Annotated in this window: 20 protein-coding genes and 1 tRNA gene; 16 read left to right on the forward strand and 5 right to left on the reverse strand. The window is 72.4% G+C overall.

The annotated features are described in order from the left end of the window. The first annotated feature begins 3 nt into the window (after positions 1 to 3). The 13 genes from OG429_RS22590 to OG429_RS22650 all read left to right on the forward strand — a co-directional run bounded on the left by OG429_RS22590 (position 4) and on the right by OG429_RS22650 (position 11,877). The gene (locus OG429_RS22590; RefSeq protein WP_328927114.1) at positions 4 to 411 is read left to right on the forward strand and encodes an NADH-quinone oxidoreductase subunit A; all 408 of its coding nucleotides are present in this window, start codon (positions 4 to 6) and stop codon (positions 409 to 411) included. Continuing rightward, positions 402 to 980: an NADH-quinone oxidoreductase subunit B gene (locus OG429_RS22595; protein ID WP_328927115.1), complete on the forward strand. Its 579-nt coding sequence runs from the start codon at positions 402 to 404 to the stop codon at positions 978 to 980. The genes OG429_RS22590 and OG429_RS22595 overlap by 10 nt, the downstream gene beginning before the upstream one ends. Continuing rightward, the gene (locus tag OG429_RS22600) at positions 977 to 2,152 is read left to right on the forward strand and encodes an NADH-quinone oxidoreductase subunit C (protein WP_328927116.1); all 1,176 of its coding nucleotides are present in this window, start codon (positions 977 to 979) and stop codon (positions 2,150 to 2,152) included. Before OG429_RS22595 ends, OG429_RS22600 begins: the two co-directional genes overlap by 4 nt. After that, the gene (locus OG429_RS22605) at positions 2,149 to 3,117 is read left to right on the forward strand and encodes a complex I subunit 1/NuoH family protein (RefSeq protein ID WP_328927117.1); all 969 of its coding nucleotides are present in this window, start codon (positions 2,149 to 2,151) and stop codon (positions 3,115 to 3,117) included. Before OG429_RS22600 ends, OG429_RS22605 begins: the two co-directional genes overlap by 4 nt. Then, a complete protein-coding gene (locus tag OG429_RS22610) occupies positions 3,114 to 3,746 on the forward strand; it encodes a NuoI/complex I 23 kDa subunit family protein (RefSeq protein WP_328930376.1) in 633 nt (210 codons plus the stop codon). The genes OG429_RS22605 and OG429_RS22610 overlap by 4 nt, the downstream gene beginning before the upstream one ends. After that, the gene (locus OG429_RS22615) at positions 3,743 to 4,348 is read left to right on the forward strand and encodes an NADH-quinone oxidoreductase subunit J family protein (protein ID WP_328927118.1); all 606 of its coding nucleotides are present in this window, start codon (positions 3,743 to 3,745) and stop codon (positions 4,346 to 4,348) included. The genes OG429_RS22610 and OG429_RS22615 overlap by 4 nt, the downstream gene beginning before the upstream one ends. Further along, entirely contained in the window at positions 4,348 to 4,695 is a 348-nt protein-coding gene (gene nuoK, locus OG429_RS22620; protein ID WP_328927119.1) for an NADH-quinone oxidoreductase subunit NuoK, read from the forward strand. Before OG429_RS22615 ends, nuoK begins: the two co-directional genes overlap by 1 nt. Beyond that, on the forward strand, positions 4,692 to 6,692 hold the full coding sequence (locus OG429_RS22625; protein WP_328927120.1) for an NADH-quinone oxidoreductase subunit 5 family protein: 2,001 nt from the start codon (positions 4,692 to 4,694) through the stop codon (positions 6,690 to 6,692). The genes nuoK and OG429_RS22625 overlap by 4 nt, the downstream gene beginning before the upstream one ends. 38 nt (positions 6,693 to 6,730) lie before the next feature. After that, positions 6,731 to 8,284: a complex I subunit 4 family protein gene (locus OG429_RS22630; RefSeq protein WP_328927121.1), complete on the forward strand. Its 1,554-nt coding sequence runs from the start codon at positions 6,731 to 6,733 to the stop codon at positions 8,282 to 8,284. Next, positions 8,281 to 9,807, forward strand: a complete 1,527-nt coding sequence (locus OG429_RS22635; protein WP_328927122.1) for an NADH-quinone oxidoreductase subunit N — start codon at positions 8,281 to 8,283, stop codon at positions 9,805 to 9,807. Before OG429_RS22630 ends, OG429_RS22635 begins: the two co-directional genes overlap by 4 nt. Before the next feature lie 171 nt (positions 9,808 to 9,978). Then, positions 9,979 to 10,842: a zinc metalloprotease HtpX gene (gene htpX / locus OG429_RS22640; RefSeq protein ID WP_328927123.1), complete on the forward strand. Its 864-nt coding sequence runs from the start codon at positions 9,979 to 9,981 to the stop codon at positions 10,840 to 10,842. Beyond that, a complete protein-coding gene (locus OG429_RS22645) occupies positions 10,839 to 11,231 on the forward strand; it encodes a YccF domain-containing protein (protein WP_328927124.1) in 393 nt (130 codons plus the stop codon). Before htpX ends, OG429_RS22645 begins: the two co-directional genes overlap by 4 nt. A gap of 121 nt (positions 11,232 to 11,352) precedes the next feature. Continuing rightward, on the forward strand, positions 11,353 to 11,877 hold the full coding sequence (locus tag OG429_RS22650; protein ID WP_328927125.1) for an SMI1/KNR4 family protein: 525 nt from the start codon (positions 11,353 to 11,355) through the stop codon (positions 11,875 to 11,877). On the opposite strand, the gene OG429_RS22655 is transcribed toward OG429_RS22650, so the two are convergent. The 3 genes from OG429_RS22655 to OG429_RS22665 form a co-directional block, all read right to left on the reverse strand. After that, positions 11,861 to 13,096, reverse strand: a complete 1,236-nt coding sequence (locus tag OG429_RS22655) for an APC family permease (protein WP_328927126.1) — start codon at positions 13,094 to 13,096, stop codon at positions 11,861 to 11,863. The genes OG429_RS22650 and OG429_RS22655 overlap by 17 nt on opposite strands. Before the next feature lie 19 nt (positions 13,097 to 13,115). Beyond that, positions 13,116 to 14,543 (reverse strand): SulP family inorganic anion transporter, encoded by a 1,428-nt coding sequence (locus OG429_RS22660; RefSeq protein WP_328927127.1) that lies wholly within the window; start codon positions 14,541 to 14,543, stop codon positions 13,116 to 13,118. A 203-nt stretch (positions 14,544 to 14,746) separates the two neighbouring features. Then, positions 14,747 to 15,235, reverse strand: coding sequence for a YajQ family cyclic di-GMP-binding protein (locus tag OG429_RS22665; RefSeq protein ID WP_030009008.1), 489 nt, complete (start codon positions 15,233 to 15,235; stop codon positions 14,747 to 14,749). Between the two features lie 200 nt (positions 15,236 to 15,435). On the opposite strand from OG429_RS22665, the gene OG429_RS22670 reads away from it, so the two are divergent. The 3 genes from OG429_RS22670 (at position 15,436) to OG429_RS22680 (ending at position 16,749) form a co-directional block, all read left to right on the forward strand. Beyond that, positions 15,436 to 15,517: transfer RNA gene (locus tag OG429_RS22670), tRNA-Tyr, on the forward strand. Between the two features lie 127 nt (positions 15,518 to 15,644). Further along, positions 15,645 to 16,073 carry a hypothetical protein gene (locus OG429_RS22675; RefSeq protein ID WP_328927128.1) on the forward strand — a complete coding sequence of 143 codons (429 nt, stop codon included), beginning with the start codon at positions 15,645 to 15,647 and terminating at the stop codon, positions 16,071 to 16,073. A gap of 277 nt (positions 16,074 to 16,350) precedes the next feature. Continuing rightward, a complete protein-coding gene (locus tag OG429_RS22680; RefSeq protein ID WP_328927129.1) occupies positions 16,351 to 16,749 on the forward strand; it encodes a DUF3574 domain-containing protein in 399 nt (132 codons plus the stop codon). A 16-nt stretch (positions 16,750 to 16,765) separates the two neighbouring features. Here the strand turns inward: OG429_RS22680 and OG429_RS22685 are convergent, their stop codons facing one another. Both OG429_RS22685 and OG429_RS22690 read right to left on the reverse strand, forming a co-directional pair. Then, positions 16,766 to 17,422 (reverse strand): SDR family oxidoreductase, encoded by a 657-nt coding sequence (locus OG429_RS22685; RefSeq protein WP_328927130.1) that lies wholly within the window; start codon positions 17,420 to 17,422, stop codon positions 16,766 to 16,768. Between the two features lie 54 nt (positions 17,423 to 17,476). Continuing rightward, positions 17,477 to 18,811 (reverse strand): amidohydrolase family protein, encoded by a 1,335-nt coding sequence (locus OG429_RS22690; RefSeq protein ID WP_328927131.1) that lies wholly within the window; start codon positions 18,809 to 18,811, stop codon positions 17,477 to 17,479. Positions 18,812 to 19,031: the final 220 nt, after the last annotated feature.

A 19,031-nucleotide genomic window follows, 5' to 3' on the forward strand; every position in this document is an offset into this window, starting at 1 on the left:
GACGTGCCCGAACCAACGGTATCGACCGTAACCGTGCTCGCGGCGGACTACTTCCGGAGTTATTCGGTCGTCGGCCTGCTGGCGCTCATCGGTGTGCTCTTCGTGGCCGTGGCCTTCGGCGCCGGCCGCCTGCTGCGGCCCACGGTCCCGACCCCCGAGAAGCTGCTGACCTACGAGTGCGGCGTGGACCCGGTCGGCGAGGGCTGGGCGCACACCCAGGTCCGCTACTACGTCTACGCCTTCCTCTACGTCATCTTCGCCGTCGACTCGATCTTCCTGTTCCCGTGGGCGACGGTGTTCGGCGCCGCCGGTTACGGCGCCACGACGCTGGTGGAGATGTTCGTCTTCCTGGGCTTCCTGGCCGTCGGCCTGCTCTATGCGTACAAGAAGGGCGTCCTCGAATGGACGTGACACCAGAGCCTGTGATGCTCCCGGAGCCCAAGCGCCTGGGAGTGCTCTCCCGCCTCGCCCCGGAACCGATGAAGGTGGTCCTGAACTGGGGCCGCCGGTACAGCCTGTGGGTCTTCAACTTCGGCCTCGCCTGCTGCGCGATCGAGTTCATCGCCGCGTCGATGGCCCGCCACGACTTCATCCGCCTCGGCGTCATCCCCTTCGCGCCCGGGCCCCGGCAGGCTGACCTGATGATCGTCTCGGGCACGGTCACGGACAAGATGGCACCGGCCGTGAAGCGGCTCTACGAGCAGATGCCGGAGCCGAAGTACGTCATCTCCTTCGGCGCCTGCTCCAACTGCGGAGGCCCGTACTGGGACTCGTACTCCGTGACGAAGGGCGTCGACCAGATCATCCCGGTCGACGTGTACGTACCCGGCTGCCCGCCCCGCCCCGAGGCCCTCCTCCAGGGCATCCTCAAGCTCCAGGAGAAGATCGCCCGCGAGTCGCTGGCGGACCGCTATGCGTCGGGTCCGTCCGTGGCCCAGCTGACGAGCGGCCTGGTCACACCCCCTGGGGCCGACGCGTGAACCTCTACGACTCCCTTCCCGACGCGGCGCCGGCGGTCTTCGGCGAAGAGGCCGTGGGCTCGTCCTCGTACGACGTCCTGACGGTGGACGTCCCGGTCGGCTCCTGGATCTCCTCCCTGGAGATCGCCAGGGACAAGCTGGGCTGCACGTACTTCGACTGGCTGAGCGCGGTGGACGAGCCGGGCACCGGCTTCCGGATCTGCGCGCACGTCGTCTCGCTGGAGAACCACCGGGTACGCCGGCTCCTGCTGCGCACGACCGTGCCGCACGCCGCCCCCTCCCTCCCCTCGGCGGTCGCCGTGTACGCGGGTGCGGAATGGCACGAGCGCGAGACCTTCGAGATGTTCGGGGTCGTCTTCACCGACCACCCGCACCTGGTCCACCTCCTGCTCCCGGAGAACTTCGAGGGCAACCCGCTGCGCAAGGACTTCGTCCTGGCCGCGCGGGTCACCAAGGCCTGGCCCGGCGCCAAGGAGCCGGGCGAAGCCCACGATCCGGATGCGCCCAAGCGCCGCCAGATGCTCCCGCCGGGCGTCCCGGACCCCAACGACTGGGGCCCGATGAAGGGCCAGCTCCCGCCGGCCCCCGCCCGCCCGGCCCGCACCCCGCGCGCCGCGGGCGCGACGGGCGCGGCCGCACGCACCCCGCGCGAGGGCGCCCCGGCCCGCCGCACCCGATCGGTCGCGGATGGCTCGGCGACCCAGCCGGCGGACGCCTCGGCGACGGAGGCCCAGCCCCGCCCGCCCCGCCGGACCCGCTCGGTCGCGGACGGCTCGGCGAGCCAGGCCGCGCCCGCGCCGGAAACCCCGGCCACGCCGACGACCCCGGCCGTGCCCGAGGCCCCGGCGGGTTCGGAAGCCCCGGCCGCGCCGGAAAGCGGAGCCGCGCGCCCGGCCCGCCGGGCCCGCTCGGCGGCCGACGGCTCGGCGAGCCAGACCACCGAGGCCGAGGCCGAAGCCGACGCCGGCACCGGGACGCCCGCGCCGGAGGCGGCCCGGCGGCCGGCTCCGCGCAGCGCCGACGCGCCCTGGCACAACCCGAAGCCCGCCTTCGAGGAGCCCCCGGCGAAGCCGGATCCGGCCGGGCCGCAGGCCGACGCCCCGGCGCCCCCGCCGGAGACGAGCCGGCCCGACACTGACACCACCCCCGACACCACCGGAGGCGACGCGTGAACGACGTCCTCGACGTCGCCCTGCGGCTGATCGTCGTCTTCGCCGTCTTCCTCGTGCTCCCGCTCGTCATCGGGCAGACCGAGCACAAGGTGATGGCCCACATGCAGGGCCGCCTCGGCCCCATGTACGCCGGCGGCTTCCACGGCTGGGCCCAGCTCGTCGCCGACGGCGTGAAGTTCGCGCAGAAGGAAGACATCGTCCCGGCCAACGCCGACCGGCGGATCTTCCAGCTCGCCCCCGCCGTCGCCCTGCTCCCGTACCTCCTCGTCCTCCTCGCCATCCCGATCGGTCCGGGCGAGGGCGCGGTCGGCCAGGTCATCGACGCCGGCCTGTTCTTCGTGCTCGCCGTCATGGGCGTCGGAGTCCTCGGCTCCCTCATGGCCGGCTGGGCCTCCGCGAACAAGTTCTCCCTGCTCGGTGGCCTGCGCACCGCCGCCCAGCTGCTCGCCTACGAGCTCCCCATGCTGCTCGCCGCCGCCTCGGTGGCCATGGCGGCCGGGACGGTCTCCCTCCTCGGAATCGTCGAGAGCTTCCAGTGGTGGTGGCTGCCCTGGCAGATCGTCGGCGCGCTCGTCTTCTTCACCGCCGGCCTCGCCGAACTGCAGCGGCCCCCCTTCGACATGCCCGTCGCCGACTCCGAGATCATCTTCGGCGCGTACACCGAGTACACCGGCCTGCGCTTCGCGCTGTTCCTGCTCGCCGAGTACGCCGGCATCGTCGTCCTCTGCGCCCTCACCACCGTCCTCTTCCTCGGCGGCTGGCACGGACCCTTCGGCGCCGACGGTCTCGGCTGGGTCTGGACCCTGCTCAAGGTCGCGATCCTCGCCTTCGTCGTGATCTGGCTCCGCGTGAGCTACCCGCGCCTGCGCGAGGACCAGCTCCAGAAGCTCGCCTGGACCACACTCATCCCGCTCGCGCTCGCCCAGATCGCGCTCACCGGCATCGTGAAGGTGGCGATGAACTGATGCCCATCCCCGGATCCGGCCTCGCCAAGGGCCTCGCGGTGACGCTGCGCACGATGACGAAGCGCTCGCACACCGCCCAGTACCCCGAGGTCCAGCCCCAGCTCCCGCCCCGCAGCCGCGGTGTCATCGGCCTGTTCGAGGAGAACTGCACGGTCTGCATGCTGTGCGCCCGTGAGTGCCCCGACTGGTGCATCTACATCGACTCCCACAAGGAGACGGTCCCGGCCACCACTCCCGGTGGCCGCGAGCGCAGCCGCAACGTCCTCGACCGCTTCGCCATCGACTTCTCCCTCTGCATGTACTGCGGCATCTGCATCGAGGTGTGCCCCTTCGACGCCCTCTTCTGGTCGCCGGAGTTCGAGTACGCGGAGACCGACATCCACGACCTGACCCACGAGCGCGACAAGCTCCGCGAGTGGATGTGGACCGTCCCGGCCCCGCCCGCACTGGACCCGGCCGCCGAGGAGCCCAAGGAGATCGCCGCCGCCCGCAAGGCCGTGGAGAAGGCCGAAGCCGCCGCGGCGGCCGCCGCCGCTGCCGAAGCCGCCACCGCCGAAGCCGCCGAGGCGACGAGCACCGAACCGCCGACCAGCCCCGATTCGCCGACCAGCCCGGAGGGAGACGCGTGAGCTCCGCAGCCACCCTGGCAGCAGCCGCCACCGCCACCGGGCCCGGTTTCCTCTCCCCGGCCGGCGTCGAGATCGCGTTCCTCCTCGTGGGCCTCGCCACCCTCGGCGCGGCCCTCGTCACGGTCACCACCAAGCAACTGGTGCACGCCGCCCTCTGGCTGGTCGTCGCGCTCGGCGGCATCGCCGTCGAGTACCTGCTGCTGACCGCGGAGTTCATCGCCTGGGTCCAGGTCCTGATCTACCTCGGCTCCGTGGTCGTCCTCCTCCTCTTCGGGCTGATGCTCACCAAGGCGCCCATCGGCCGCTCCCCGGACGCCGACTCCGGCAACCGCTGGGTCGCGACCGGCGTCGCCGGCGTCGCGGCCGTCGCACTCGTCTGGGTCGTCGTCGACGCCTTCCGCACGACCTGGATCGACCTCGACGGCCCCGTCCAGGGCTCCACGAAGGTCTCCGGCGAGATCCTCTTCCAGCACTGGGTGCTGCCCTTCGAAGCGCTCTCCGTCCTCCTCCTCGCGGCCCTGATCGGCGCCATCGTGCTGTCCCGCAGGAACGACCCCGCCGACGCCGGTGCCGGCTCCGGCGCCAAGAAGGGGCAGCGCTGATGCACCTCGCCTACCCCGCCGTGCTCGCGGCGCTCCTCTTCTGCACGGGCGTGTACGGAGTGCTCGCCCGCCGCAACGCCATCCTGGTCCTGATGTCCGTCGAGCTGATGCTCAACGCCGTCAACCTCAACCTGGTGGCCTTCGACGTCTGGCTGCGCGACACCCTGCACGCCGGCCAGGCCCTCACCCTCTTCACCATCGCCATCGCCGCCGCAGAGATCGGCATCGGCCTCGCGATCGTGCTGATGGTGTACCGCAACCGGGGCACCTCGGACGTCGACCGGCTCCGCGACACCGCCGAGGGCCACGAGCCCGCCCCGAACAACCAGAGCGAGGTCACCGCGTGAGCACCACGACCCTCGCCGTCCTCGTCCCCCTCCTCCCCTTCCTGGGCGCGGTCGCGGGACTGTTCTTCGGCCGCACCGCCCCCGGATTCGTCAGGCCCCTCGCGATCCTGCCGACGCTCGGCGCCGCCGTACTGGCCGTGCTCGTCGCCGTCCGCCAGGGCGGCGGTCGGCCGATCGAAACCGCGACCGAGCTGACTCCGACCGGCTCGGTACCGATCGACCTCTCGCTCTACATCGACGGCTTCGCCGCGCTGGTCGCAGTCCTGGTCGGGGTCGTCGCCACCTGCGTACAGATCTACTCGACGGCGTACCTCCGCGAGGACCCGCGCTACCCGTCGTACGCCGCTCTGGTCTCACTGTTCACCTCCGCGATGCTGCTCGTCGTCTACTCCGGCGACCTGATGGTGCTGCTGGTCGGCTGGGAGGTCATGGGCATCTGCTCGTACTTCCTGGTCGGCCACTACTGGGAGACCGAGGCGGCCCGCTCCGCCTCCCTGAAGGCCTTCCTCGTCACCAAGCTCGGTGACGTCCCCTTCCTGATCGGCCTGTTCGCGCTCGCCGCCGACGCCGGCTCCTTCCAGATCACGAAGATCCTGGGCACCGTCGCCGCGGGCGGGCTCGACCACCCGACGCTGATCGCACTGCTCCTGCTCGCCGGAGTCGCGGGTAAGTCCGCGCAGTTCCCGCTGCACACCTGGCTCCCCGACGCCATGGCGGGCCCCACCCCGGTCTCCGCGCTGATCCACGCCGCGACGATGGTCGCCGCCGGTGTCTACTTCGTCGCCCGCCTCCTCCCCGTCTTCGCGGCCTCCGGCGCCGCGCTGGTGGTCATGGCCGTCATGGCGGCCGTCACGATGGTCGGCTCCGGCCTCGCCGCCCTCGCCCAGGACGACATCAAGCGGGTGCTCGCCTACTCCACGATCGGCCAGCTCGGCTACATGACCGGCGCCCTGGCCGTCGGCGACCGCAGCGCCGCCGTCTTCCACCTCCTGTCCCACGGTGCCTTCAAGGCGCTCCTGTTCCTCGGCGCGGGCGTGATCATCCACGCCGCCGGTACGAACTCCCTGGCCGCCATGTCCCGGATGGACGGCCTGGCCAAGCGCATCCCCGACGCCTTCTGGACGATGACGATCGCGCTGCTCGCGCTCGCCGCGATCCCGCCGTTCGCCGGCTTCTTCTCCAAGGAAGCCGTCCTCGTCGCCGCCGAGCAGACCGCGACCGGCCACTCGGAGTTCGCTCCCAGCAGCGCCGGCTGGCTGGTGCTGGTCGCCGGTGTGCTGACCGCCCTGCTCACCGCCGCCTACGCCACCCGGCTGTGGCTGATGGCCTTCCGCGGCCGGGGCGCGGCCGCACCCCACCACGGCAAGGAGCCCGTCGCCATGACCGGCGTGCTGTGGCTGCTCGCGATCCCGACGATCGGCCTCGGCCTCGCGGCCGATTCCCTCGCCGACTGGTTCGGCGGCAGGGAACTCACCCCGACCCTGGTCACCTCGGTCCTCGGCACCGGTGCGGCCGTCATCGGCGTGATGCTCACCTACGCCCTCTGGCAGCGCGCCACGGTCAAGGCCGCCACGGTCGGATACGGAGCGGGCCTGTCCGCGTCCGCCGCCGCCGCGGAGTCCGCCGCCGAGACCCCCGAGGTCGCCGAGGTCACCCACGACCACCCCGCCGTCCCGGCGGGCGCCGCCCCCGACCCCGGCAAGGCGCTCCTCGGCCCGCTGCACCGCCACGCGGCCGACGGCTTCCACCTCGACGCCGTCTACGACCGGCTCTTCGTCCGCCCCGTCCGCGCGGCGGCAAGCCTGGTCCGCTTCCTCGACCGCGAGGTCGTGGACACGTACGTCCGCGGCGCGGGCACCGGCACCCGGCTGTTCGGCAGCCTCGTACGCCGTGCCCAGACCGGCAACGTGCAGAGCTACCTGAGCGCCCTGCTCGCCGGCGCCGTGGTCCTGGCGATCGCCACCGCCGTCCTCGCCAACGTCAACGCCGGATCGTGAGCCGTGAGTCAGCCGTGATTGATATCAGCCCGTCCGTGATGCAGTTCCTTCTGGCGTTCGTCGTGGCCGCACCGCTCCTCGGCGCCGTCGCGGCCCTCCTGCCGGCCCCGCCCGGCCTCAAGGGCAAGAGCCCCGAACAGGCCGTGCTCCGCCACGGAGTGACCGTGACCGGCGTCATCCTCGCCGCGGCGATCGCCCTCGCCCTGGGCTTCGACCACGACGCCCCGTCCCGCTTCCAGGCGACGACGGACATCAGCTGGATCCCGGCGCTGAACGTCCGGATCCACCTCGGCATCGACGGCATCTCGCTCCCCCTCCTCCTGATGACCGCGCTGCTGTTCTTCCTCTGCGCGCTCTACAGCTACTTCAAGTTCCCCGAGGGCCCCTCCCCGAAGGCCTTCGTCGCGCTGCTCCTCGTCCTCGAATCCGGCACCCTCGCGACCTTCGCCGTCCTCGACCTGCTGCTCTTCTTCCTCGCCTTCGAGATGGTCCTCATCCCGATGTACTTCCTCATCGCCCGCTGGGGCGGTGCTCAGCGGAAGGCCTCCGCCTGGAAGTTCATCCTCTACACCCTCCTCGGCTCCGTCGTCATGCTGCTCGGTCTGCTGCTGATCGGACTGAAGAGCGGCACTTTCGACATGGTGGCACTCGCGTCTGACAACGGCCGCGAACTGTCCCACACCACCCAGCTCCTGGCCGTCCTCACCATCGGCCTCGGCCTCGCCGTCAAGACCCCGATGTGGCCGCTGCACAGCTGGCTGCCGGACGCGCACACCGCCGCGCCCACCGTCGGCTCCGTCCTGCTGGCCGGCGTCCTGCTCAAGATGGGCACGTACGGGTTCGTCCGCATCCTGCTCCCCATCACCCCCGACGGCATGGCCACCTTCGCCCCCTACCTGGGCGCCTTCGCCGCCGTCGGCATCGTCTACGGATCCCTCGCCTGCCTCGCGCTGGCCCGCAAGGGGAACAAGGGCGACCTCAAGCGCCTCATCGCGTACTCCTCCGTCGGCCACATGGGCTTCGTGCTCCTCGGCATCGCGTCCATGACCCCCACCGGCGTCAACGGCGCGCTCTTCGCCAACATCGCCCACGGCCTGATCACCGGCCTCCTCTTCTTCCTGGTCGGCGCCCTCAAGGACCGCTACGGCACCGCCGACCTCGACACCCTCGCCGGAGCCACCGGCGCCGCCCTCTACGGCCGCGCCCCCCGCCTCGGCGCCCTCCTCGCCTTCGCCGCCGTCGCCTCCCTCGGCCTGCCCGGCCTGGCCGGCTTCTGGGGCGAGATGCTGTCGCTCTTCGGCGCCTTCGACCCCGCCGAGGGCCTGTCCCGCCCGGCCTTCCTCACCTACACGGCCATCGGAGCGTTCGGCACCCTGCTCACCGCCGCCTACCTCCTGATCGTCGTACGGCGCGTCTGCATGGGCGACCCGAAGACCGGCTCCGAGCTCGCCGTCGCCGACATCCAGCGCTACGAGTTCGCCGCCTGGACCCCGCTCGCCGCCCTCACCGTCCTCGCCGGCCTGTGGCCCGCGGTCCTCCTCGGCCTCACCGACCCGGCCGTCCAGAAGCTCCTCGCAGGAGGCAACGCATGACGGCGCTCACGGCCCTCTCCGCCGAGACCCCCAGCCTGGTCCAGTCCGTCGACTGGCTCGCCCTCGCGCCCGTCGTGGTCACCGCCGCCGTCGGCCTGGCCGTCCTGATCGCGGACCTCTTCGTGCCCGAGCGCGCCAAGCCCGTCCTCGGCTGGGTCTCCGTCGCCGGCCTCGCCGCCGCGACCGCCACCCTGCTGCCGCTGCGCGCCGGCGAACGCACCACCTTCTGCCTCACCACCGACCCGGCCGCCTGCAGCTACGTCGCCGACCACTTCACGCTCGTCATCCAGTTCCTGGTGCTGGCCGGCGCCCTGGTCACCGCCGTGCTGTCGGTCACCGCCGTCCGCGACGCGCGCATGCCCGCCGGCGAGTACTGGTTCCTGCTGCTCTCGTCCGCAGCCGGCGCCGCCCTGCTACCCGCCTCCCGCGACCTCGCCACCCTGATCGTCGCCCTCGAAGTCGCATCGCTGCCCGCCTTCGCCCTGGTCGGCATGCGCCGCGGCGACCGGCTCTCCTCCGAGGCCGCCCTCAAGTTCTTCCTCTCCTCCGTCACCGCCACCGCCGTGTCGCTGATGGGCGTCAGCTTCGTCTATGCCGCCACCGGCTCCCTGCACCTCACCCAGATCGCGGACCGTCTCGAAGACGTCCCCGGGCAGCTCGACACCCTCGCCATGGCCGGCGTCGCGCTCACCCTCGTCGGCTTCGCCTTCAAGACGGCGGCCGTCCCCTTCCACTTCTGGGTCCCCGACACCTACGTCGGCGCCCCCCTGCCGATCGCCGGGTACCTCTCGGTGATCGGCAAGGCCGTCGGCTTCACCGGCCTCATCCTCGTCACGGTGATCGCCTTCCCGGCGTACTCCGAGATCTGGGGCCCGGCCCTGGCCGTCCTCGCCGCGCTCACCATGACCGTGGGCAACGCCGCCGCGCTGCGGCAGTCCGCGGACCGCCCGAACAGCGCCGTACGGCTGCTCGCCTGGTCCTCGGTCGGCCAGGCCGGCTACCTGCTGGTGCCGATCGCCGCGGCCGCCTACTCCGGCCGCGACCAGATCGGCGCCACCGTCGCCTACGCGCTGATGTACGCCGTCGTGAACCTGGGCGCCTTCGCCGTGGCCGCGCTGGTCGCCCGCACGAAGCGGCTCAACCGGATCAGCGACTACCGCGGCCTGTACGCCGAGCGCCCGCTCGTCGCCCTCTCGCTGGCGTTCTTCCTGCTCTGCCTGGCCGGCCTGCCGCCGGGCATCATCGGGCTCTTCGCCAAGGTGACCGTTTTCCAGTCCGCGGTCGACGCGGGCCTGGGCTGGCTGGCCGTGGTCATGGCGATCAACGTCGTCATCGCCCTCTACTACTACCTGCGGTGGACCGCGCTGCTGTTCCGCACGCCCGACGGCGCGGCCGAGACCCGTACCAAGGCCCCCTGGCCGGTCACGGCGGCCATCGTGGTCACGGCCGTGACCGCCGTGGTCCTCTCGGGCGCCCCGCAGCTGGTCCTGCGCGTCGCGTCGGGCAGCCTCTTCCCGCAGTAGCCCGTACGGAGTAATGCCCACCCGGGCCCCGCCGCCCCCGCCATGCGGGCGGCGGGGCGGCCGCGCCCTGGGAACCTGACGCCCTCACCTCGCGTTGACCAGGAAGGGAGGGTCCACTGGACCGTAGGCCCTCGCTCCGGGTCCCCCGCCGCACCACTTGGAGGGCGTACCGTGCACCGCCGGCACAACGGGCTCAAGACCGCCGTACTCCTCGGCGGGCTGTCCGCGATCATCATCGTCATCGGAAGCTTCTTCGGACGGACCGGCCTGATCGTCGCCGTCCTCATCGCCCTCGGGACGAACGCGTACGCGTACTGGAACAGCGACAAGCTGGCTCTACGCGCGATGCGGGCCCGCCCCGTCAGCGAGTTCGAGGCCCCCGTGCTCTACCGCATGGTGCGCGAGCTCTCCACGTCCGCGCGTCAGCCCATGCCACGTCTCTACATCTCGCCCACGGAGGCGCCCAACGCCTTCGCCACCGGCCGCAACCCGCGCAACGCCGCGGTCTGCTGCACCGAGGGCATCCTGCGCATGCTCGACGAGCGTGAACTGCGCGGCGTCATCGGCCACGAGCTCAGCCACGTCTACAACCGCGACATCCTGATCTCGTCGGTCGCCGGAGCCCTCGCCTCGGTGATCATGTTCCTGGTGAACTTCGCCTGGCTGATCCCGGTGGGCCGTTCGAACGACGACGAGGGACCGGGCCTCTTCGGCATGCTGTTGATCATGATCCTGGGCCCACTGGCCGCCTCGGTGATCCAGCTGGCCATCAGCCGCTCCCGCGAGTACGAGGCCGACGCGTCCGGCGCCCAGCTCACCGGGGACCCGCTCGCCCTCGCGAGCGCCCTGCGCAAGCTCGACGCGGGCACCAAGCAGCTCCCGCTGCCCCCGGAGCCCCGCCTGGAGGCGGCGAGCCACATGATGATCGCCAACCCGTTCCGCCCGGGCGAAGGTCTTTCTAAAATGTTCTCGACACACCCTCCGATGGCCGAGCGCATCGCCCGGCTCGAACAGATGGCAGGACGCCGACAGTGAAGACCATTCTGAACGTCATCTGGCTCATCCTCAGCGGCATCTGGCTGTTCCTGGGCTACGTCCTCGCGGGTGTGCTGCTCTGCATCACCATCATCGGCATCCCGTTCGGCATCGCCGCCTTCCGCATCGCCGTCTACGCCCTGTGGCCCTTCGGGTACACCACGGTCGAGCGCCGCGACGCGGGCGCCGCCTCCTGCATCGGCAACGTCCTGTGGCTCGTCCTGGCGGGCTGGTGGCTGGCCATCGGCCACATCGTCACCGGACTCGCGCTGTGCGTCACGATCATCGGCATCCCGTTCGGCATCGCCAACTTCAAGATGGTCCCGCTCTCCCTGCTCCCGCTGGGCCGCGAAATCGTCCCGACGGACGCTCCGTTCGCCTCTCGCTGACCACGTCCGGCCTGTGGAGCCAGGCCGAGGGCCGCTACGGCGAGCAGCCGCACGAGGCCGTCCTCGACCGGGTTATCCACAGGCCGAGCGGGCTGTCGGTGGGGTGCGTCACCATGAACGCATGAACGAGACCGAGCAGTTGCTGGAGCAAGTCGCGGACCGCGTGCGCAACTCCGCGCACGCGCAGGGAAGGCCCCTGCCCGCACCGTCGGCCACCGGGGAGATCGCCCACGCCGAAGGCATACTCGGCTTCACGCTGCCGCCGCTGCTCACTGCGCTCTACACCCGCGTGGGCGACGGCGGATTCGGCCCGGAGTACGGAGTGCTGTCGCTGGGTCAGGCCGTCCGGACGTGTGGGGCGCAGCGCGCGTCCGGGTGGCGCTGGCCGGCGGGCGTACTGCCGATAGCCGACTTCGGCTGCGCCATGTACGCGTGCGTGGACTGCCACTCCCAGACCGCCCAGGTCCTGCTGTTCGACCCGAATCCAGGGGAGCCCGACCTCGCCTGGTCCATCGACACCCCGAGCCTGGCCGGCTGGCTCCGCGGCTGGCTGGACGGCACCGCCTGGTTCTGCGAGGAGTCAGGCCTGGGGGAGGAGACCGACCTGGAACTGGCTCCCTGGGCCGAGTTCAGATCCCGGATCTGAACCGTCGGCGCACACCGTAGGCCAGTACGCCGACCGCCAGCACCGCCGCCCCCGCGACCGCCGACGCGAGGGGCAGCGCGCAGGCCAGCACCACACAGCCGGACAGCCCGACCACTGCCACGGCCCGGCCCTTGACACCTGAATCGAGTGTCCACGCGGAGGCGTTCGCGATCGCGTAGTAAGCCAGCACTCCGAAGGAGGAGAAACCGATCGCCCCCCGCAGGTCGGCGGTGGCCGCGAGCACCGCCACGACCGCACCCACCGCGAGCTCGGCATGGTGCGGCACCTGATGCCGGGGATGTACGGCGGCCAGGGTGCGGGGCAGATGGCCGTCCCGGGCCATCGCCAAGGCCGTCCGGGAGACGCCGAGGACGAGGGCCAGCAGCGAGCCCAGCGCGGCCAGGGCCGCGCCCACCCGGACGACCGGGGTCAGTTCGGGCCGGCCTGCCGCCCGGACCGCGTCGGCCAGCGGGGCCGACGACCCCGCCAGCCCGTCGGCACCGAGCACCGACAGCGCCGCCACCGTCACGGCGGCGTACACCAGCAGCGCGATCCCCAGCGCGAGCGGGACCGCCCGTGGGATCGTCCGCTCCGGGTCACGCACCTCCTCGCCCAGGGTGGTGATCCGGGCGTAGCCCGCGAAGGCGAAGAACAGCAGCCCGGCCCCCTGCAACAGTCCGACCGCACCCCAGTCCCCGCCGCCGAGCCGCCCGGCGTCGGCCGCCTCGGAGGTCAGGCACACCACGACCACACCGGCCAGCACCGCGAGGACGGCCGCCACGATCAGCCGGGCCAGCCGGGCGGACTTCTGCACGCCGCCGTAGCCGGCGGCCGTCAGCGCCACCACCGCGGCGACGGCCACGGCATGCTGCTGCCCGGGCCAGACGTACGCGCCGACGGTCAGGGCCATCGCCGCGCAGGAGGCCGTCTTGCCGACCACGAACCCCCAGCCCGCCAGATATCCCCAGAAGGGCCCGAGCCGCTCGCGCCCGTAGACGTACGTGCCGCCGGAGGCCGGGTACCGGGCGGCCAGCCGCGCCGAGGAGTGCGCGTTGCAGTAGGCCACCAGAGCCGCCAGCGCGAGGGCCGCGAGGAGCGCGCCGCCCGCCGCGCGTGCCGCCGGGGCGAGGGCGGCGAAGATCCCGGCGCCGACCATCGCACCGAGCCCGACCACGACCGCGTCGGAGACTCCCAGGCTGCGCTTCAACTCGTTGGTCACGGGGCGGAGGGTAACCGCCCTAGATGACGCCTTCCCGGCCGGGGAGCGGCATCCGCCCCAGCTCCCACCCCTCCAGGGCGGTCAGGCAGGCGTGGTCGAGATGGCGCAGCCCGCTCAGATCGAGCCGCACCGGCTTCCCGTGCGGAAGTGCGTCCAGGGCGTCGAGCAGCTTGGGCAGCCTCAGGAAGCTGGCGTTCCCCACGACCCGCACGCACAGCTCGCCGTCCTCCCACACCTCCTCGATGTGCACGTGGGAGGTCTCCCAGGCCGCCTTGGCGACGGCGAGCCCCAGGCCGACCAGCACGCCCTCGAAGAGATTGGTGGCCACGATCGCGGAGGCCGTGACCACCAGCACCACCGCCTCACCCCGGTGCGTCCGCCACAGCGCGGCCACCGCCCGGGCCGGCAGCAGCTTCCAGCCCGCGTGCAGCAGCACCCCGGCCAGCGCGGCGAGCGGTACGGCCTCCAGGACCTGGGGGAAGGCCACGGCGAAGAGCAACAGCCAGCCGCCGTGCAGCACCCGGGCCGCCCGGGTGCGCGCCCCGGCCTCCACATTGGCGGCGCTGCGCACGATGACGGCGGTCATCGGCAGCGCCCCGAGCAGCCCGCACACGCTGTTGCCCACGCCCTGGGCGATGAGCTCCCGGTCGTACTCCGTCCTCGGCCCGTCGTGCATGCGGTCCACGGCGGCGGCACTGAACAGCGTCTCGGCGGAGGCGATCAGCGCCAGCGCGATCACGGTCCCGACCGCCCCGAAGGAGGCCAGCGCGCCGAAGTCGCCCCAGGAGGGCGGGGACACCGCTTCCAGGACCCCCGTCACCCGAACCTTCTCCACGGGCAGCCGCAGCAGGGCCGCCACCGCGGTGGCGGCCGCCACCCCCACCAGCGCGCCGGGTACGAGTCGCATCCGCGCCGGCATCCGGCGCCACAGCGACAGGACGGCCATGGTCCCGGCCCCGAGTGCCACGGCGGCCCAGTCGGCCTGTGCCCCGAGCTCGTGCACCCCGCCCAGCTTGGCCAGGGTCTGCCCCGGAGCCTCCACGCCGCCCAGCGCGTAGAGCTGCCCGGAGATCAGCACCAGCCCGATCCCGGCCAGCATCCCGTGCACGACGGCGACGGAGATCGCCCGGAACCACCGCCCGAGCCGCAGCACCCCCATGCCCAGCTGCACCGCCCCGGCGGCCAGCACCAGCACCCCGAGCGCGGGCAGACCGTGCGCCCGCACCGCCTCGTAGACCAGCACGGTGAGCCCGGCCGCGGGCCCGCTCACCTGCAGCGAGCTCCCCCGGAACCACCCGGTGACGAGCCCTCCGACCACGCCCGTGACGATCCCTAGCTCGGCCGGCACCCCGGAGGCGACGGCCACCCCCACGCAGAGAGGTAGCGCGACCAGCGCGACGACGACGGACGCCCCGAAGTCTTCGCGAAACGTGCCGGCCCCAGGCATGCGAGAACCCCCTGCCACGCGGTGGATGGATGCCCCACCCACCTTGCCGGGCGCACTCGTGCCGCCCCAAGTGCCCACAGAGGCCCGCGATGGCGCACGCGCCGCTCACGCCCCGCACACACCCCCGCAACCCCCGCAACCGCCGCGGCCCGGCGGTCCGTGAGGACCGCCGGGCCGGCGTGCGGGCAGGTCTGCGACCTGGGTCAGCGGTAGTTCACGAACTGGATCGCGAAGTCCAGGTCCTTGCCCTTGAGCAGCGCCTGGACCTCCTGGAGGTCGTCACGGCTCTTGGAGCTGACGCGCAGCTCCTCGCCCTGGACCTGGGCCTTGACGCCCTTGGGACCCTCGTCCCGGATGATCTTCGCGACCTTCTTGGCGTTCTCCTGGGAGATGCCTTCCTCGATCGTGGCGAAGATCTTGTACTCCTTGCCGGACAGCTGCGGCTCGCCGGCGTCCAGCGCCTTGAGCGAGATCCCGCGCTTGACCAGCTTGGTCTCGAAGACGTCGAGGACGGCCTTGACGCGCTCCTCGGAGTTCGCCTCCATCAGGATCTTCTCGCCGGACCAGGCGATCGTGGCGCCGGTGCCCTTGAAGTCGTAGCGCTGCGAGAGCTCCTTGGCGGCCTGGTTGAGGGCGTTGTCGACCTCCTGCCGCTCGACCTTCGAGACGATGTCGAAACTGGAGTCGGCCATGTGGTGTGGCTCCTTGAAGTCGATTGTGATCGCCCCGGAGGGCGCGGCCGGACGTCCCCGGCCCGCTCCGCAAAGCCTAGCCACCGCACCCACCCGCAGCGCTGATCAATCCGGTGGCGAAGCACCCCCGGTCATCAGGTATCGTTTACGTCGTTGCCACAGAGCACCGCCCCAAAGCGGCCTCACCGGCAACATCCCATGGCGATGTGCCCGAGTGGCCAATGGGAGCGGACTGTAAATCCGTCGGCTTAGCCTACCCAGGTTCGAATCCTGGCGTCGCCACGCGATGTGAGACCCCCGTTACTTGTAGCGGGGGTCTTCTCGCATCCCCTCGCACCGGTCGGAAAACCGGTGGGCACGAGCGCCGCGCGCGGGCATGCTGACGGCATGATCAGCATCCGAAAGGCCGATGCCGCGTAAGCCCGTCTCGCAGGTCCGTGCGGACCTGCCCCGAAAGGCACGCCGTGGGGACGACCGGGCCGTCATCTCCGGGCTCTCCGCCAAGGCCCTAGCCGAGATCGCCCGCATCGAGCGCCGGGCCTACGAGCCGGGCGCGGCCCACAAGGCACTGCGCGACTGGCGCGAGACGGTCCACGCGCCAGGGCCCCTGCTGATGTACCCGCGCTGGTTCCACGAGTGCCCCTGCTGTGCGCCCGCCTGGGGCGGAGACCACCGGGAGACCCTGGAGGCCATCTGCCACGGCCTCTCGCGGAGGTCGGCGCGCGAGCTGCGCGCCGTGCTCGCGCCGCTCGACGAGCGGTTCCTCGCGCGCACCCTCAACGATCCGTACGCCTCGCCGCGCGACCGGTGGTGGCGTCGGCGGCTGGAGACTTCGTGAGCGCCGCCGTCCAGGGCCAGGACGTGCGGCGCGGGAGGGCGGGCAGTGCGACGCGACCCCCCCGACCAGAGCAGGACCTCGGCGGGCGGGCCCTGTCATACGTGTGGAGCAGTTCCGCCACGCCCATCGCCGCGAAGCCCCCCGGATCGCACGGATACCGCCTCGGCTGCCGCCCGTTCGACGTCATGGCCGTCTTCGACCGCATCGTCGGGGTCGCCTGTTCGTTTCACCAGGGGTGAAATGGACATTTGACACGCGTGGGAAAGCAGGCGGCGGAGTGCTGGTCGCCCTGCTCGGCGCCGGTATCCCGGCCCTGGTGGGAGCGGCGCTCCACACGGACACGGGGAAGCCGTACCAGGAGACCCGGCTCTATTTCGGCACCGAGCGCAGCGACGGCCGGGAACCCGTCGGAGAGCAGGAGTTCATGCGCTTCCTGGACCGCGAGATCACCCTCGCCTTTCCCGAGGGGCTGACCGTCCACGACGGGTACGGCCGGTGGCGGGGCGAGGACGGCAAGAGCATCCGCGAGACCTCGTACGAGGTGGTGCTGCTGTACCCCGTGAGGGAGGCCGACGAGCGCAACGCGCGCATCGAGCGGATCCGCAAGGCGTACGAGGACCAGTACCGGCAGGACTCGGTCGGGCGGTCCGACGACAAGGTGACCGCCGAGTTCTGACCGGGCCGATGGCCTGTCAGTTGCCGGCAACGTCCTTGACGGCCACGGTCACCGGCGTCGAACCGGAGGTCAGCTCCAAGGTCAGGCCCGCCGTCGCCGGCGTCTCGACCAGCTCGGCGAGCACCGCCGCCACGTCGTCGCGGGGCACGGACCCGCGGCCCGTGTGGGCCTCCAGGCGGACCAGACCCGTACCGGCGTCGTCGATGAGCGATCCGGGGCGCAGGATCGTCCACTCCAGCCCCAGCCGGGTCCGGAGGTGGTCGTCGGCCTCGCCCTTGGCCCGCAGGTAGACGTCGAAGACGTCATCGCCCTCGTGGTACGTGTCCGCGCCCATCGAAGAGACCATCAGGAAGCGCCGTACGCGTGCCCGTTCGGCCGCGTCGGCGAACAGCACTGCCGCGCCCCGGTCCACGGTGTCCTTGCGCCCGACACCGCTGCCGGGGCCCGCGCCGGCGGCGAAGACCGCCGCGTCCGCGCCGTGCAGGATGCCCGCAACGTGTTCGACCGTGGCCGATTCCAGATCGCACAGCACCGGTTCGGCGCCGGCCTCCCTGAGGTCGTCGCCCTGTGCCGGGTCGCGGATGATGCCCGCGACCTCGTACCCGCGCACGGCGAGCAGGCGCTCCAGCCGCAGCGCGATCTGACCGTGTCCACCCGCGATGACGATGCGCATGACCCGACCGTACGACGAGCCGGGCCCCCACGCCCGCGAACGTCCGGCGCACCTTCAGGGTCCGGGCTCCGTACGGCCCTGTCGGGGCAGGTCCAGAGCCACCGCGACGGCGGAGTCGCAGTACTCCCGGACGGCACTCGTACGGGCTACCACCCGTCCGCGGTGGATCACGATCCTGCTGTACGCCAGGGAGAGCACGGCCGCGATCCGGTCCCCGCGCACGGCGAGCAGCTCCGCCGGGAAACCGGCCTCCACCCGCACCTCCGGCAGGCCCATGGCCTCGCGGGCGGCGGAGCTGACCGACTCGTAGGCCTCGCCCGGCCGGAGCCCGCCCTGGGAGGCCAGCAGGTACGCGGCCTCCAGCGGGTCGCCGCGGCCGACCGGGTTCCCGGCGTCGCGCAGCGCACCGCTGCCGGCCGTGACCCGTACGCCCGCGGTCCGCAGCAGGCGGACGGGGGCGGTGCGCAGGCCTCGGCGCTCCAGGGCCGCGCAGTCGCCCTGGGGCAGGCAGGTCACCCGTACGCCGGCCGCCGCCAGCTGGTCGGCGGCGCGGGCGGCCACGTCCAGCGGGAGCCGGGAGAGACCGCCGCAGGGCCCGATGGTCACCCCGGGGCGCAGCCCGCCGGCCATCGCGGCGAGCCGGGACAGGCGGCCGGGGTCGTCACCGTCCGTGTGCAGGTCCACGGGACAGCCGTGCTCGGCGGCGAGTTCCAGGACGGCTTCGAGGAAGCCCGTCGGGTCGGGGTCCAGGTCGGGGCAGCCGCCGATCACGGAGGCGCCCATCTTGACCGCGTCCCGCAGCATCGCGAGCCCGTCGGCGCCGGCCACCCCGGTCAGCAGCCGGGGCACGGCCACGGTGGTCAGGTCGGTGAGCCCGCGCAGCGATCGGCGGGCCTGGAGCACGGCCTCCATGGGGCCGAGGCCGTGCACGTCGCCGATCCGGACGTGCGAGCGCACGGCGGTGGCGCCGTGCCCGAGCTGGAGCAGGGCCGCTTCGGTGGCCCGGCGCTGGACCTCGTCGGGGGTGTAGGAGACGGGCCCTTCGCCGTCGGCGGTCAGGGCGGTGTCCCCGTGGGCGTGGGGCTCGGCGGGGGCGGGCAGCAGCAGGTAGCCGCTGAGGTCCACGCGGGAGAGGGCGGGGGCCGGGAGGCTGCCCGCGGTGCCCACGGCCTGGATCCGGCCGCTGCTGAGGCGGACGTCGACGGTCCGGCCGTCGGTGAGGCGGGCCCCGGCGAGCAGCAGGGTGGCGGCCTCGGCGGCGGCCGCGTTCCCGGCCCCGCGCGAGGGTGCGCGGTTCTGGGAGGGGCCGTGTGCGGGTCCGTGGCCGCCGACCTCGCCGCGGCCGCTGCGGGGGGAGTGGGACGGCTGCTGCGGCTGGCTTTCGGACATCGCGCTCCTGCGGTGGCTCGGGCGGTTCCTGGGCCCTGGCCGCTACCTACGGCCCAAGATCACGCAGCGTGCTCAGAGCCTAGGGTGCGCGGCAGCCCGCTTCATGGAAGAGCGCAATAGTCGTACCGGTGTGGTGCGCGTGCGCCTCGGCGCCCGCGCGTGCGCCCTGGTGGCATCAGCCGCGCCGACCCGGCGCCGACCGGTCGGCGCGCGGTCGGAG

Origin of the sequence: Streptomyces sp. NBC_00190 (genome assembly GCF_036203305.1) — a bacterium.
GTDB lineage: Bacteria > Actinomycetota > Actinomycetes > Streptomycetales > Streptomycetaceae > Streptomyces.

Bases quoted from the DNA above. Each gene is read 5' to 3' on its own strand.
- OG429_RS22595 (WP_328927115.1), top strand. From the start codon at position 402: ATGGACGTGACACCAGAGCCTGTGATGCTCCCGGAGCCCAAGCGCCTG.
- OG429_RS22635 (WP_328927122.1), top strand. From the start codon at position 8,281: ATGACGGCGCTCACGGCCCTCTCCGCCGAGACCCCCAGCCTGGTCCAG.
- OG429_RS22690 (WP_328927131.1), bottom strand. From the start codon at position 18,811: ATGTCCGAAAGCCAGCCGCAGCAGCCGTCCCACTCCCCCCGCAGCGGC.
- OG429_RS22685 (WP_328927130.1), bottom strand. From the start codon at position 17,422: ATGCGCATCGTCATCGCGGGTGGACACGGTCAGATCGCGCTGCGGCTG.
- OG429_RS22660 (WP_328927127.1), bottom strand. From the start codon at position 14,543: ATGCCTGGGGCCGGCACGTTTCGCGAAGACTTCGGGGCGTCCGTCGTC.
- OG429_RS22665 (WP_030009008.1), bottom strand. From the start codon at position 15,235: ATGGCCGACTCCAGTTTCGACATCGTCTCGAAGGTCGAGCGGCAGGAG.
- nuoK (WP_328927119.1), top strand. From the start codon at position 4,348: ATGCACCTCGCCTACCCCGCCGTGCTCGCGGCGCTCCTCTTCTGCACG.
- OG429_RS22675 (WP_328927128.1), top strand. From the start codon at position 15,645: ATGCCGCGTAAGCCCGTCTCGCAGGTCCGTGCGGACCTGCCCCGAAAG.
- OG429_RS22650 (WP_328927125.1), top strand. From the start codon at position 11,353: ATGAACGAGACCGAGCAGTTGCTGGAGCAAGTCGCGGACCGCGTGCGC.
- OG429_RS22630 (WP_328927121.1), top strand. From the start codon at position 6,731: ATGCAGTTCCTTCTGGCGTTCGTCGTGGCCGCACCGCTCCTCGGCGCC.